We start from the raw sequence: 13,406 nt of genomic DNA on the forward strand, positions 1-13,406 counted from the left end.
TATCTTATCGATGAAACAGAAAAGGCAAAGATTTTCATTTAGACACATCTATTTGGTCATATTATTCGTGATTCTTGCATCCGATGTGATTTATGCACAACGTTTTGAACATATTGTGGACTATCAGGTAAATTTTGCCAATGTTTCTTACAAAGGAAAGCAGTATGTTGGTATTCGAAGTTTTCAGGACCAAGGTCAGAACTACGTGTTGTCAGTAGATCCAATAACATTGGAGACATACGTGTTGAATCGTAATGCTTGTAAAATTGTAGCCGTTACTTCCATTGAGAAGGTACCATATTTTGATTCATCTTTGTATATGAAGAGCTTTAAACATGTTCGAAGTAATGAACAGGTGCTTCAAGATGCTGGAATTGATTTTCCCTTTCCAAAGGAGCGGGGCATTAATCTGACTATTGATTTATGCCCATCGCATAAACCATTAGATAAAATTGTTTTTGAGACTCTATTTGTTGCTTTTAAAGGTGTTGAAAATTCGCTTCCAGTTGCTATTTCTCTTTCGGGGAAATGGATTTTGAATCATGAAACGGACCTACAATGGCTCATTAATTTACAAAATAAAGGGTTATTAACGATAACATGGATCAATCATACTTATAATCATAAAGTGAATAAGGATCCTTTAAATCATAATTTTTTATTAGCCACTGGCACTGATGTAAATTATGAAGTAATAGCCAATGAGAAGTTGATGCTTTCTAAAGGAATAGTTCCGTCCGTCTTTTTTAGATTTCCAGGTCTTGTTTCGAGTAATAAAATTATTGAACAGGTATTAAGTTTTGGTTTGATACCAGTAGGATCAGATGCGTGGCTTGCGAAGGGACAGCATGCAAAAGACGGCAGTATCGTTTTAATTCATGCCAATGGAAATGAAGAGATAGGTGTACAAGATTTTATTCAATTATTGAAGAGTGAACAAAGTAATATTAAGAGTAAACACTGGATTTTACATGACTTGCATGAAGGTTTCCAGTATTAACATTTATTTTTAAAATAGATTAAGCAAATTATTTTTGTATTTAAAATAAGGTTATGAGTATTAAAAAGAGTTTTCTGATTGAATTAGAAAGAGAGACAAGTAATACAGGTCGTGTTTTGGATCGCATTACAGATGAACATCTGGATTGGCGTCCACACGAAAAATCGATGAGTTTAGGCGCATTGGCAGCACATGTTGTGGAATTGCATAATTGGGTTTCTAAAGCTATTCCGAAGGATGTCTTCGATTTTAAAACTGATTATCAACCTTTAAAAATTAATTCCATTGACGAATTAAAAGATATTCTAATCAAAGGTTTAATTGCAAATAAGGAAACTATTGAACAATTGCCTGAAGAGGACTGGTTAAAAGAATGGGTGTTAAAAGCTGGTGACTGGGAAATGGCACGATTGCCCAAGGCTGGAGCCGTGCGCTATATCATTACCAATCACCTGATCCATCACAGAGGTCAGTTGACTGTTTACTTGAGATTATTGAATATTCCAGTACCAGGACTTTATGGTCCTTCTGCTGATGAATAGACTAATTTTAAACCGAAGCTAAAAAGCTTCGGTTTTTTTATGTTCCTTCGTATAAGGAAGACAATTCCTAGAATATAACAGCACCAATTATTTTTTTTTAAAAAAGTATGTAATATTTCGATACCCTTGCATGTCTTCTATATAAAAGCGATTAAAATTTATGAACCAAGAAACCTTTAAAACGACAGTCTTCATCCATAAGGATCGGTTATTTCGTTTTGCAAATAGGTTTTTGCTAGATCAGGATGATGCGTTTGATTTGGTTCAGGAAGTATTATTGAAGTTATGGGAATCGAGGAGTGAACTTTTAAAAATTACGAATATCGAAGCTTATGCGATGCGAATGACAAAAAACTTTGCCTTGAATAGATTAAATAGAGAGGGGGTCAAAACAAAATATATGGCACAACTTGATCAAGATATTCAAAAAGAAAAGTATCCTTCCTTAACTAGAGAACTTATTTTAAAATTCATAGATCAGCTCCCTGAAAAGCAAAGACTGGTGATGTATCTCAGAGATATTGAGGAATATGAAATTGCAGACATTGTTGCCTTGGTCGGAATAGATGAAAATGCAGTGCGCGTAAATTTATCGCGAGCTCGAAATGTGGTAAAAGTCAATTTGACAAAAGTATTTGATTATGAAGAAAGAAGAATTAAAGAAATTAGAAGCTAAATATTTAGCAGGAGAAACGACTCTTGCCGAAGAAAGGTTACTAAAGGAGCAAAGCGAAGAGGGGTATTTTTCGGTCTTATCACAGCAGGATAAAGCGGAGATGCCGTTGGATTTTGAATCTTTTTTAACAACTACAGAAAAGGTACAATCTGTCCATCTGCCACAAAAGAGAAAAATATGGACATTGTTTTCGTCTATCGCAGCAGCTGTTTTGGTCATCTGTTTAGGTATATGGTATTTGCCTAATCAAAAAGCAGTGGAAGAAGAAGAGGTGGCCACTCTTAAGATTCCCTCGAAGGAGCATCATGAAAAGGATATCATTGAAACGAAACCATTGGTTGAGAATAAAGAAAGTGAAAAAAAGCTATCACGGAATTCAACGGTTGTAAGGATCGATACTTACAATAGTGACCGATCAGTTTTAAAGCCAGAATTAGATCTGGCAAGTGAGCCACTTGCGTCAGAAGAATTTTATGTAGAGGTCAATGGGGTAAAAATTACAGATGAAGCGGAAGCATTAAAGATTACTGAAAATGCACTGCTATTTGCCTCTTCGAACTTAAAAAAAGGAATGAAGGAAGTTGAAAATATAAAATGTTTAAGTATTGAATTATAAAAATTATGAAAACGATATTATTAGTATTAGCGCTATTGTGTTCAAGTTTGGCACATGCTCAACTATCGAAATTAGATGAGATCTTCGAGCAATATAAAGAAGGAAAAGGGGTGACTTCTATTAAAATTGGTAAGCCTATGTTCAGCATGCTGAATAAGATGAAATTATCCGATAATGAAGTGAATAGTATAAAACCATTGCTTTCTAAAATAAACAGTATTAAGATGCTGATCTTAGAAGAGGCAGATCTAGGAGTACAATCTGATGTGTCAAAAGCTATTGGCAAATTGAAATACGAAGAATTGATCACCATTAATTCGGAAGGTAATAAAATTAAATTTTTAGCAGAAGATACAGCAACTGATGTTATTAAAAATCTATTGCTCAGCATTCAATCTGAAGGAAGTACGATTTTTATGATCCTGGATGGTAAGGTGAGCTACGATGATGTAAATAAATTGGTCAATACTAAACAATAGGATTATGAAGCATTCAATAATTATAGGAGCCCTTTTACTCTTTTGTCTGACTTTGCAAAGTTGTTTTGTTAAAACAAGTCCAAACATGTCGTTTGTGAGTAAGAGAGACCTCTCAAGTGATACGGAAGTTGCATCAATAAGGGTACCGATGTTTTTAACAAAAGCATTTATTAAAGGTAAAATAAAAGAATTAGATGAAGAGGATGCGATTGCGGCATTGGCCTTGCGGAAAATCAAGAAGTTAAAGATCATGACAATTTCTGGAAATAAAAAAGATAATCTCATGAGTAAGTTTAATGCTTATCTAGCTAAAAATAATTTTGAAGAAATGATGAGTTTGTATAGTGAAGGATCAAAAATTACGATTAATACAGAGATGAAGAAAGATCATGTGAAGCGTGTGCTATTGGGGATCGCAGATGAGGAGGACTATGTTTTTGTTGATATTAAGGCTGATCTGGATTTAAATGAGTTATCTAAAATGATCGAGTATTACGAAAAGAAAAATAATAAAACTAAAATAATAAACTAGTTATGGAAAAGTTAATAACCGCAATTGCACTTGTTTTTAGCGTGTTTACCGCTCAGGCACAGCTTTCTAAAGTTAATGAATTTGTAAATTCATTGCCGAAAAAACAAAAAGGGATAGACATCTTTAGATTTAGTGGTGCTAATATAAAAGATGTAAACAAACTTAGCGATGGAGATTTGTTTATGGATATTAAACAATTTGTTCCCGATTCTTTATTGAAAGATATTCACGATTTGGTCATCTGCCAAATTGGGGCTGAGCAAGCTAAAGAATCTAAAGCTCTTGAAAATGCTATAAAAAAAGCAGATTTAAAAACGCTGTATGCTGTAGAAACAGATGGTGTGGCAGTGCAGATGTTGACAACAGATTTTGATCAGAATAATGCGCAGGATTTACTAATTGATGTGAAATCGGAAGATGATTCCAGAATAACTGTCATGCTAAAAGGAAAGATTCCAATGGAGTTGACTGGTAACAGTAAGTAGAAGGGGGTATATATAAAAAAGCCTTGCAATTTTTTGCAAGGCTTTTTTTATATATAAAGCTTACGCTTAGTTTTTCTTAGCTAATTCTTCAGCGATTGCTTTTCCGATTTCAGCAGGAGATTGTACTACACGGATGCCACACTCAGCCATGATTTTCATCTTAGCAGCTGCAGTATCGTCAGCACCACCAACAATAGCACCAGCGTGACCCATACGACGTCCTGGAGGCGCTGTTTGACCCGCGATGAAACCTACTACTGGTTTAGTACCATTTTCTTTAATCCAAAGAGCAGCTTCAGCTTCCATACCACCACCGATTTCACCGATCATGATGATCGCTTCAGTTTCTGGATCATTCATTAATAATTCTACTGCTTCTTTAGTTGTAGTACCAATGATTGGGTCACCACCAATACCGATAGCAGTTGTGATACCTAGACCAGCTTTTACAGTTTGATCAACAGCTTCGTAAGTTAATGTTCCTGATTTAGAAACAATACCAACATTACCTTTTTTGAAGATGAAACCTGGCATGATACCAATTTTAGCTTCATCAGCAGTGATGATACCTGGACAGTTTGGTCCGATTAAACGAGAATTTTTGTCACTCAAGTAAGATTTTACTTGAATCATATCTTTAGTAGGAATACCTTCAGTGATACATACGATTACTTCGATACCTGCTTCAGCAGCTTCCATAATCGCATCTGCTGCAAATGCAGGAGGTACGAAAATAATAGAAACGTTAGCACCAGCTTTTTCTACAGCATCTTTAACAGTATTGAATACGGGACGGTCTAAATGTGTTTGACCACCTTTTCCTGGTGTAACACCACCAACTACGTTTGTTCCGTACTCGATCATTTGACTAGCATGATAAGTACCTTCTGTTCCAGTGAAACCTTGAACAACTACTTTTGAATCTTTATTAACTAATACACTCATTTCTTCTTAAAATTTTGCATCACAAATCTACTATTTTGCATTGGAAATAGGAAGTAATATAAATACTTATATCCCCTTAATTGATAAAAAATTAAGAGAACTTACTTTTTTGAATAAAATCCCAAGTTACGATACCAATTGTGACAGATACATTGAAGGAATGTTTTGTGCCAAATTGCGGAATTTCGATACAATAATCCACTAATGTCATGACTTCTTCATCGACACCATTCACTTCATTGCCAAATATTAAAGCATACTTAGCATCTTTTGCAGGTATAAAGTTTTGTAATAGTACACTGTTTTCGGCTTGTTCGATCGCAATAATGGTATATCCCAATTCTTTTAAAGTTTTAATTGCTTCCGTAGTTTCCTCGACATGTTCCCATGGAATCGTTTGTGTCGCACCTAAAGCTGTTTTTTCAATTTCGCGATGTGGAGGTGTAGCCGTGATACCACATAAAAATATTTTTTCTATTGCAAATCCGTCAGCCGTTCTAAAAGCTGATCCGACATTATGCATACTTCTCACATTGTCTAGAACGAGTGTGATAGCTGTTTTCTCTTGGTTTTTGAATGTTTCAACATCAGCACGTTGCAGCTGATCCATGGATAATTTTTGCATGTTGCAAAGATAAGTATAGAAAACTTTAAAATAGATTTTGAATATTAGAAATAAGATGTTATTTTTGCATTCCGAATTTTAAGTAAAGAACGAATAAAAATTAGCTAAAAAATGGCAAATCATAAATCAGCGATCAAAAGAATTAGAGCAAACGCTACAAAGCGTTTAAGAAACCGTTACCAAGCAAAAACTACTCGTAACGCAATTAAAAAATTACGCACTTCTACTTCAGCAGAAGAAGCTAAAACTTTATTGCCTCGTGTAATTTCTATGCTTGATCGTTTGGCTAAGAAAAATGTAATCCACAAGAAAAAAGCTTCTAACAACAAATCTAAGTTAACTAAATTTGTTAACGGTTTAGTTTAAGCTTTCAGTATAATATATAAAGGGATACAGTTCTCTGTATCCCTTTTCTTTATGTTTTTACTTTACCCTGGATTTTCTCTTTTCCAAGCGAATGAATGTAAATAAAAGTGTCGAGATTCTCGACACTTTTTTATTTTTCTTATTTTTCCATTACCGCTGCAATTGCCTTTTTCAGAGCCGCTGGGTTTTTCATATAAGGTTCTAAATCGTAAATCTCAACCTTTTTAAAGTCTATAGGATGACTCTCGCTTTGAAGAGAGATTGTTCCTTTACTGAGTAGTTGCCCCGCTTTTGTTTTTGGAAGGTCAGAATGCGATACATTTCCACCACCATATTGCGGCTTCTGATATTCGAGAACTTTTTCTCCATTTACAAAGTGTTGGATAATTGAATCTCCTAAGACAAGAAAATCTGCTGTTACCCATTGATCTCCATGATAAGTTTTCGATGTAGAGCTTACACAATGTGGTGTAAATAATTTATTGTTCATGACAACATTTGTACCCGGTGTACATAGATTACTTGTTGTCCGTTCATTTGTTCCGTCGCCACCTAATAACTGGCCTTCAATTGAAACTGGAAAATCTTGATCTTTTGCCATTGTTTTAGGATCTTGACCATGTAACATAGCACCACTGTTGCGCCACGCCCAGCCTTCACCTCCATTAGCTTGATCGCCAACGAAACGATATTGAACACGCAGGATGTAAGCAGAAAATTCTTTGTTGTAGAATAAATGGCCATATTGTTGATCAAATTGATCATACCCATCATATCTTACTTTTAATAAACCATCTTCAACACGAAACGTATTCGCATAGTTTTCTCCAACCTCGTGCTTGCTAATTTTTGGCGTCCAATTTTTTATATCTTTGCCATTGAACAATTGTAATGGTTTTGGTTTCTTGTTCAGTGAGCTGGCGCCAACTGAAACACACAGGGCAAGTCCTGCTAAACTAAAAAATAGTTTTTTATAATTCATTATTAAGATTTTAGGTATTAGAGAACTAAAATACTTAAAAATATTAAATTAACAATTGTTTTTGCTTTACATATTCGCTTGGTCTTACACCGATCACTTTATTAAAGGTATTACTGAACGTCGGCAAACTACTATAACCTACCTTCAGAGCAACTTCATTTACACTCAGTTTTTCATCTAAAAGAAGTTTAAGAGCCGTTAACATTCTTAATATTGTATAATACTGTATAAAAGACATGTTGAGTTCTTTCTGGAAAAGACGCGCTAATGTACGTTCGCTGATGTTGAATTTTTGAGAAAGTGTTTTAAAGCTTACATTTTCCTCAATGCGGCTTTCTAAAAAGGTGACGATATCTTTTAGCTTTTGATTGTTCGGATAGGGGAGTGCCAATGGTAGCTCGTGCTGGGAGACTTCAGGTAATAATAATTTAAATGCTTTTGCAAGCGAATATTTAGGCTCTTCAACAGGGAAAATATTACCGTTCCATCTGTTTGTGAACATGATCAACTCATTAAGAAGATCGTCGACAGGGTAGATGCTTATCTTCTTGTAGAACTCCTGGTCAGTATCATACTTTGGAAAATAAAGATTACGCATAACTACATCAGGGGTGCTCGGATGAATACTGTGGCGTATGCCAGCCGGTATCCAGATGTAATGTCTTGCAGGAAGAAAATAGGACTTCTCAGCTGTTTTTAAAAAAACAACACCACCTTCTGTGTAAAGAAATTGATCTTTATTGTGCACATGCTCGGTAATAAAATTTTCGCCAATGATAGCATGGTGACAATAGATGCTATCCTCAAAAGAATCCACTTCTGTTACGTAATAACGATTAACATATTTGGGATCTTTTATATCGCTTTTTATATTCATGATTTCCTTCCGTTTCCGTTGCAAAGTTAAAGTTTTTATACAAAAGCTTTGTATTACTTTATGAATGTAAGTTAATACTCACCATTATTGATTGTTAATTTGGGTATGTAAGTAAGTGTGTACTAATTTTTTGAAATTTTTTAAATAATTAAGAGGTTGATTGATAGTGTTTTATGTGTTTTCAAATATTTAATATTAAAACGATTTCTTCTGATAAAAAATATTAAATGCTGATTTATAAATAATTACAAATATATCGTCTTTATTGGATAATTTTGTGACTAATTGCAATAAATTGACATAGAAAAAATAACTTAATATTGTTTGTTCTAATATTCAAACAATTACTAAGAATATGTTTGTAAATATTAGTAAATTGGGAAATAAGTAAAGGAATATGTCATACGATAGAATTAAACTTAAAAGTTTACTTGATAAAGTAATTACAGCAGAGCAGGCTGCACAACTATTTGAAAATGGTATGATCGTTGGCTCAAGTGGATTTACGAAAGCCGGAGACAGCAAAGTCGTATTGCCAGCTTTGGCAGACCGGGCGAAAACAGATCCTTTAAAGATAACATTGATCACAGGTGCTTCTTTAGGTCATGGCACAGATGGTAAGCTGGCTGAAGCTGGTGTTCTTGCTAAGCGTATGCCGTTCCAGGTGGACCGAACACTTAGAGGAAAGATCAATAGCGGGGAAGTCCTATTTATTGACCAGCATTTGAGTGAAACAGCAGAGTTGCTGCACAATAAGAATTTAGCCTCTGTTGATATTGCCGTACTTGAAGTAGCAGCGATTGAAGCCGATGGTAGTATTATTCCGACCACTTCAGTGGGTAACTCAGCAACTTTTGCTGCTTTAGCCAAGCATGTGATTTTAGAAATAAATACAGCTGTTCCGATGGAGATTCGTGGCATCCATGATATCTATCAAGCCGAAGATTATCCAAGAAGAAACGTTATACCTATAGTAGCTCCTGAGAATAAAATTGGGCGAAAAACAATTGCCTTAGACCCTTCAAAAGTCGTTGGAATTGTATTTACTGATATCGAAGATAGTCCGGCAGATATTGCAGAACCAGATACCAAGACAACGGCTATTGCCAGTCATATCTTAAATTTCTTTGAGAAAGAAGTAGAAATGGGACATCTGTCTTCCAGTTTATTGCCGCTTCAGGCGGGGATAGGTAAAGTTGCGAACGCTGTTTTAATGGGTTTTAAAGACAGTAATTTCCGCAATTTAACGATGTTCTCAGAAGTTTTACAAGATAGTACCTTTGATTTAATTGATGCGGGAGTAATGGATTTTGCATCGGCTTCTTCCATTACGGTTTCAAAGCCCTGCTATGATCGTGTATTTGGAAACTTGGATAAGTATCGTGATAAGATGGTCTTGAGACCGCAAAATATCTCAAATACTCCAGGATTAATTCGTCGTTTGGGTGTTATCGCTATTAATACGGCTATTGAATTTGATATTTATGGCAATGTAAATTCCACACATATTTCAGGTACCAATATTATGAATGGTATAGGTGGTTCAGGTGATTTTGCAAGAAATGCTTACTTAAGTATATTCGTTACACAGGCAGCATCAAAAGAAGATCGTATTTCGCATGTGTTACCCATGGTATCACATGTTGATCATACAGAACATGATGTTGACATATTAGTAACTGATATCGGTCTAGCTGATTTAAGAGGATTAGCTCCTCGTGAACGCGCTCAAGTTATTATTGATAACTGTGTTCATCCAGATTATAAAGAGCAGTTACAAGACTACTATGACCGCGCCTGTGAGCGCGGGGGCCATACACCACATATCTTGGAAGAAGCATTTAGCTGGCATGTGAATTTGCGCGATCAAGGAAGTATGAAGAAATAAAAAAAGAGTGATACAATAAAAAAGTAAAGCAGCTATTCTTAAGAATAGCTGCTTTACTTTTTTGTCCCCAATTCAATGATTGGTAATAGACAATGATAAAAGCTCGCTTACTCTAAAATATGCTATTTTTTAACCATGTTTTAGTTTTACTTGCTTCTTGTCTTACCATCGTTATTGAATAAATTTGGAAGTTATATTTCTCTTTTTTATGTAAAAGTCTAAAACGCGTCCCGCTTCTAGGGGTCTATCGGTGCTCAAAATATCTGCGCCATTTTCAATAAAGCGGGCATATAGTTGATCTCCTTTTTGTTTGGCCTGGCGGTCTAAATTTCCTAGTGTACCTAATATACACATGATACCATGTTCATGAAGTAGCTCTATTAAGTTTTTATCCGCTTCTCTGGTGCCGAGAAAGGCAATAATGCGATTATCTGGAATATCTCGATCATTGAGCCGCACTAAATCTGCTTCATTTTTTATAGGTGCAGATAGCATGAGGTCAGGGGCTAAATTATGCACAACAGCAGCCTGATTTGCGGAATACGTAATGATTATGGCATTACTTTCAGCTTTTTGACTGCGAATAGCACGGATCACCAAATCATAGGGAACCCCTTGTTTAATATCTAAGGTGAAGATGACTCTACCTTTGCCCCATGCTAAGGCTTCTTCCAAGCTCGGAATTCGATAAGGGGTTAGCTTTCCATTAGGATCTTTTAATCTTAAACCTTTTAATTCATTTTTAGTTTTAGAATCTACTGATCCCGAGCCATTAGTTGTTCTGTTTAAGTTGCTGTCATGCATCAATATTAAAGCAGAGTCCTTAGTCAACCTAACATCACATTCCACAATGACAGGTCTGTAGCTCGCGTTAAATGCAAAAGTTTCTACTGCATTTTCAGGATAACCGGTTGTAGGGCCTCCTCGATGTAAGCTGATGAGCGGATATCGGTTTTCATCGTATGTTAAAAATTGATAAAGCTCCTCTGCTGTTTTTAAATTGAGTGTTTTACTACCCGCCAGAACATCCGAAGATGTGCCGGTCCGAAAGCAGGATGCTAAAAGTGCGGTTGTAAAAATTAAAAAAGGGAAGAGATTTATTCTTCTAAACATACAGTGATTTGTTATTGGTTTTTCTTTAATAAAATGATGAGATCATCTATTGGTGTATTGATATGATCAATAATTAGATGAGCTTGTTGATAAAACGGTTCTCTTTCAGTTAGTTTTTCAGTAATAAAATTAAATAGTTCCTCTTCAGTTTTACCGATTAAAATAGGTCTTTTATTCGGTTTTGACTGAGACAATCTATCAAATAGCGATTTTGGTGACATCTGTAAATATACCGAAATACCATTTTCATTCATCCACTGCATGTTATCAAAAAAACATGGAGAGCCACCTCCGGTAGAAACGATTGCATTTTGTTGCGCAGTTTTTAGTAACTGCTTGCGTTCTAATTCTCTAAATTTTTCTTCCCCGTGCAACTGAAAATATTCTGTGATGGACATGCCTATCTCTTTGACGATTTCATCATCAGTATCGATAAAAGGTAACTCTAATTTACTTGCTAACTTTTTGGCTAAAGTGGTTTTTCCACTTCCCATATAACCAATTAAAAAAATAGGTTTTGGCATATTATTATTTATCTAAACTTAAGTATCGCTCTTCTATATCTTTTGCATCGGGTATAGCATTGTAATGCCATTTGTCGATTACGGTTCCTGATTTTAATAAAAGTACCCCAGGATTTGCACGGATCATGCTTTTCAACGGAATAAGATCAGCATAGAATATTTCTGAAATTAAGTGTAATTTATCACTTAGGTAGTCTGAATCTTCAGAAGAACTGGCCGTCAATAACACTATTCGTAGATTGTAATCTTCAGTTAATTTTGTCGCTATTTTATTGATTTTATCTAAAGCCTCTACATTAGCTTTGGACAGGTCTTTAGCAACAATAATTAAATTATAATAAGGATTATTGATTATTTCTTGGGTATGGTCATTTCCTTCAGCATCTGTAATCAGAAGATCTGTAATCGGAATCTGATAGCCTTTCTTCACCAATTTACTTTGCGGTTCGCCAACGATCTCCCAGTTTGTGTCTTCCCAGACTTTTTCAGACATGTAAATTTTATCGGTAATGGTTTTTGTTTCCCCCGTTTTAACATTTTTCATGCTGTAGATCTGTTCATAAACATCGCCTTCTTTTCCTTCAGGTAGAACCATTAGGGATGGGATATTATTACCGATTTTATAAGGTAAAAAATCTATAAACGGTAAATACATGAACGTATAGATTCCAATGCCAAAAGATAGGACTGCTGTAAATGTTGCTACGAGGCCACGATTGGTCGGATCTTTAATGAGTGGTGTAATTTGATTGCGGTAAACAAAAATGATTAAGATCAAAGCAAGCAATACGAGATCCTTGCCAAAGGACTGCCAGGGTGTCAACGGAATAGCGTCGCCAAAACAACCACATGAAGTAACAACTTCAAAAAAAGCAGAGTAAAAAGTAAGGAAAGTGAAGAAAATGATCAGCAGTAATAAACCCCACGCTACAAGCTTTTTGTAAAAACCTAACAAAAGCCATATACCCAATATTATTTCTAGTGCACAGACAACGATAGCAATCGCTGTAGCATAGTCATTTAAAAAGTCGGTATGAAAAACATGAAAATATTCTTCGAGTTTATAACCAAAGCCAGTAGGGTCATTTGCCTTTATAAAACCGGAGAACATAAAAAGAAGACCTGTAAAGATGCGCGCAAAGCAAAGTAGATAGTTTGTTTTTTGCGATTTATTATTGATGACTGCTGACATAATTTTAGTTTGATTGAGCTAACCCCATTTTTATAAGTGCAAAAACGGCATAATTTAACATATCTTGATAATTGGCATGAATTCCTTCGGAGGCGATGGTGGCGCCGTTATTGTCTTCAATTTGTTTCACACGGTGAATTTTCATGAGTATCAGATCTGTTAACGAAGAAATTCGCATATCGCGCCATGCTTCGCCATAATCGTGATTTTTAGCAAGCATAAGGTCACGTGTTTCATTTACTTTTTCCGTGTATTTTTCATTTACAAATTCTGGACTTAAATTTTCTTCACCATCTTCACCCAATTCGAGCTGAATCATACCCATAATACAATAGTTGATGATACCCACATATTCTTCCAAAATACCTTCCCCAACTTTAGATACTTTTTTGATCTCTAAAGTACGAATGCGTTGTGCTTTAATATAAATTTGATCGGTTATAGAAGGAAGTCGCATAATACGCCAGGCTGTTCCATAATCTTTCGTTTTCTTGATAAATAAATCTTGGCAGTGCTCGATAACTGTATTGTATTCCTGAGTCGTATTCATAACTATTATTTGCG

The 13,406-nt window shown here is 35.3% G+C and carries 17 protein-coding genes; 9 read left to right on the top strand and 8 right to left on the bottom strand.

Features of this window, described 5'->3' with window-relative positions:
- The first annotated feature begins 10 nt into the window (after positions 1 to 10).
- From HCX49_RS23790 to HCX49_RS23820, 7 genes are all read left to right on the top strand, one after another.
- Positions 11 to 1,000, top strand: coding sequence for a polysaccharide deacetylase family protein (locus HCX49_RS23790; protein ID WP_168128334.1), 990 nt, complete (start codon positions 11 to 13; stop codon positions 998 to 1,000).
- A 53-nt stretch (positions 1,001 to 1,053) separates the two neighbouring features.
- A complete protein-coding gene (locus HCX49_RS23795) occupies positions 1,054 to 1,542 on the top strand; it encodes a DinB family protein (RefSeq protein WP_132844667.1) in 489 nt (162 codons plus the stop codon).
- A 160-nt stretch (positions 1,543 to 1,702) separates the two neighbouring features.
- Entirely contained in the window at positions 1,703 to 2,218 is a 516-nt protein-coding gene (locus HCX49_RS23800) for an RNA polymerase sigma factor (protein WP_132772101.1), read from the top strand.
- Complete coding sequence (locus HCX49_RS23805; RefSeq protein ID WP_168128335.1) at positions 2,184 to 2,834, top strand: hypothetical protein; 651 nt, start codon at positions 2,184 to 2,186, stop codon at positions 2,832 to 2,834. The genes HCX49_RS23800 and HCX49_RS23805 overlap by 35 nt, the downstream gene beginning before the upstream one ends.
- A gap of 5 nt (positions 2,835 to 2,839) precedes the next feature.
- On the top strand, positions 2,840 to 3,313 hold the full coding sequence (locus tag HCX49_RS23810) for a DUF4252 domain-containing protein (RefSeq protein WP_021187807.1): 474 nt from the start codon (positions 2,840 to 2,842) through the stop codon (positions 3,311 to 3,313).
- Between the two features lie 85 nt (positions 3,314 to 3,398).
- Positions 3,399 to 3,845, top strand: coding sequence for a DUF4252 domain-containing protein (locus tag HCX49_RS23815; RefSeq protein WP_021187808.1), 447 nt, complete (start codon positions 3,399 to 3,401; stop codon positions 3,843 to 3,845).
- A 2-nt stretch (positions 3,846 to 3,847) separates the two neighbouring features.
- Positions 3,848 to 4,330, top strand: a complete 483-nt coding sequence (locus HCX49_RS23820) for a DUF4252 domain-containing protein (RefSeq protein ID WP_168128336.1) — start codon at positions 3,848 to 3,850, stop codon at positions 4,328 to 4,330.
- Positions 4,331 to 4,396: 66 nt separating this feature from the next.
- On the opposite strand, the gene sucD is transcribed toward HCX49_RS23820, so the two are convergent.
- The gene (gene sucD, locus HCX49_RS23825) at positions 4,397 to 5,275 is read right to left on the bottom strand and encodes a succinate--CoA ligase subunit alpha (RefSeq protein WP_132772105.1); all 879 of its coding nucleotides are present in this window, start codon (positions 5,273 to 5,275) and stop codon (positions 4,397 to 4,399) included.
- 91 nt (positions 5,276 to 5,366) lie between these two features.
- Positions 5,367 to 5,900, bottom strand: a complete 534-nt coding sequence (locus HCX49_RS23830) for an RNA methyltransferase (RefSeq protein WP_021187810.1) — start codon at positions 5,898 to 5,900, stop codon at positions 5,367 to 5,369.
- A gap of 111 nt (positions 5,901 to 6,011) precedes the next feature.
- Between HCX49_RS23830 and rpsT the strand changes: the two genes are divergently transcribed.
- Positions 6,012 to 6,266 (top strand): 30S ribosomal protein S20, encoded by a 255-nt coding sequence (rpsT, locus tag HCX49_RS23835; protein WP_132844653.1) that lies wholly within the window; start codon positions 6,012 to 6,014, stop codon positions 6,264 to 6,266.
- 139 nt (positions 6,267 to 6,405) lie between these two features.
- Here rpsT and HCX49_RS23840 read toward each other — a convergent pair whose 3' ends face one another.
- Both HCX49_RS23840 and HCX49_RS23845 read right to left on the bottom strand, forming a co-directional pair.
- Positions 6,406 to 7,248: a DUF1080 domain-containing protein gene (locus tag HCX49_RS23840; RefSeq protein WP_132772107.1), complete on the bottom strand. Its 843-nt coding sequence runs from the start codon at positions 7,246 to 7,248 to the stop codon at positions 6,406 to 6,408.
- Between the two features lie 43 nt (positions 7,249 to 7,291).
- Complete coding sequence (locus HCX49_RS23845) at positions 7,292 to 8,125, bottom strand: helix-turn-helix transcriptional regulator (RefSeq protein WP_021187813.1); 834 nt, start codon at positions 8,123 to 8,125, stop codon at positions 7,292 to 7,294.
- Positions 8,126 to 8,522: 397 nt separating this feature from the next.
- Here HCX49_RS23845 and HCX49_RS23850 point away from each other — a divergent pair, with 397 nt between their 5' ends.
- On the top strand, positions 8,523 to 10,013 hold the full coding sequence (locus HCX49_RS23850) for a succinate CoA transferase (RefSeq protein WP_021187814.1): 1,491 nt from the start codon (positions 8,523 to 8,525) through the stop codon (positions 10,011 to 10,013).
- Between the two features lie 171 nt (positions 10,014 to 10,184).
- Here HCX49_RS23850 and HCX49_RS23855 read toward each other — a convergent pair whose 3' ends face one another.
- From HCX49_RS23855 to HCX49_RS23870, 4 genes are read right to left on the bottom strand one after another with little or no spacing between them, the layout of a single operon-like run.
- Positions 10,185 to 11,126, bottom strand: a complete 942-nt coding sequence (locus HCX49_RS23855; RefSeq protein WP_132772108.1) for a glycerophosphodiester phosphodiesterase family protein — start codon at positions 11,124 to 11,126, stop codon at positions 10,185 to 10,187.
- Positions 11,127 to 11,137: 11 nt separating this feature from the next.
- A complete protein-coding gene (locus tag HCX49_RS23860; protein ID WP_132772109.1) occupies positions 11,138 to 11,650 on the bottom strand; it encodes a shikimate kinase in 513 nt (170 codons plus the stop codon).
- Between the two features lie 4 nt (positions 11,651 to 11,654).
- Positions 11,655 to 12,845 carry a BT_3928 family protein gene (locus HCX49_RS23865; protein WP_410528508.1) on the bottom strand — a complete coding sequence of 397 codons (1,191 nt, stop codon included), beginning with the start codon at positions 12,843 to 12,845 and terminating at the stop codon, positions 11,655 to 11,657.
- Between the two features lies 1 nt (position 12,846).
- Positions 12,847 to 13,392, bottom strand: a complete 546-nt coding sequence (locus tag HCX49_RS23870) for a DUF1599 domain-containing protein (protein ID WP_132844649.1) — start codon at positions 13,390 to 13,392, stop codon at positions 12,847 to 12,849.
- Between the last annotated feature and the right edge of the window lie 14 nt (positions 13,393 to 13,406).

This window comes from Sphingobacterium sp. B16(2022), from assembly GCF_012030425.1.
Taxonomy (GTDB): domain Bacteria; phylum Bacteroidota; class Bacteroidia; order Sphingobacteriales; family Sphingobacteriaceae; genus Sphingobacterium; species Sphingobacterium anhuiense.

Coding starts and splice junctions, on each gene's coding strand:
- HCX49_RS23845 (WP_021187813.1), bottom strand. CDS start 8,125: ATGAATATAAAAAGCGATATAAAAGATCCCAAATATGTTAATCGTTAT.
- HCX49_RS23855 (WP_132772108.1), bottom strand. CDS start 11,126: ATGTTTAGAAGAATAAATCTCTTCCCTTTTTTAATTTTTACAACCGCA.
- HCX49_RS23820 (WP_168128336.1), top strand. CDS start 3,848: ATGGAAAAGTTAATAACCGCAATTGCACTTGTTTTTAGCGTGTTTACC.
- HCX49_RS23860 (WP_132772109.1), bottom strand. CDS start 11,650: ATGCCAAAACCTATTTTTTTAATTGGTTATATGGGAAGTGGAAAAACC.
- HCX49_RS23790 (WP_168128334.1), top strand. CDS start 11: ATGAAACAGAAAAGGCAAAGATTTTCATTTAGACACATCTATTTGGTC.
- HCX49_RS23805 (WP_168128335.1), top strand. CDS start 2,184: ATGAAGAAAGAAGAATTAAAGAAATTAGAAGCTAAATATTTAGCAGGA.
- HCX49_RS23800 (WP_132772101.1), top strand. CDS start 1,703: ATGAACCAAGAAACCTTTAAAACGACAGTCTTCATCCATAAGGATCGG.
- rpsT (WP_132844653.1), top strand. CDS start 6,012: ATGGCAAATCATAAATCAGCGATCAAAAGAATTAGAGCAAACGCTACA.
- HCX49_RS23850 (WP_021187814.1), top strand. CDS start 8,523: ATGTCATACGATAGAATTAAACTTAAAAGTTTACTTGATAAAGTAATT.
- HCX49_RS23810 (WP_021187807.1), top strand. CDS start 2,840: ATGAAAACGATATTATTAGTATTAGCGCTATTGTGTTCAAGTTTGGCA.
- HCX49_RS23840 (WP_132772107.1), bottom strand. CDS start 7,248: ATGAATTATAAAAAACTATTTTTTAGTTTAGCAGGACTTGCCCTGTGT.
- HCX49_RS23830 (WP_021187810.1), bottom strand. CDS start 5,900: ATGCAAAAATTATCCATGGATCAGCTGCAACGTGCTGATGTTGAAACA.
- sucD (WP_132772105.1), bottom strand. CDS start 5,275: ATGAGTGTATTAGTTAATAAAGATTCAAAAGTAGTTGTTCAAGGTTTC.
- HCX49_RS23795 (WP_132844667.1), top strand. CDS start 1,054: ATGAGTATTAAAAAGAGTTTTCTGATTGAATTAGAAAGAGAGACAAGT.
- HCX49_RS23870 (WP_132844649.1), bottom strand. CDS start 13,392: ATGAATACGACTCAGGAATACAATACAGTTATCGAGCACTGCCAAGAT.
- HCX49_RS23815 (WP_021187808.1), top strand. CDS start 3,399: ATGTCGTTTGTGAGTAAGAGAGACCTCTCAAGTGATACGGAAGTTGCA.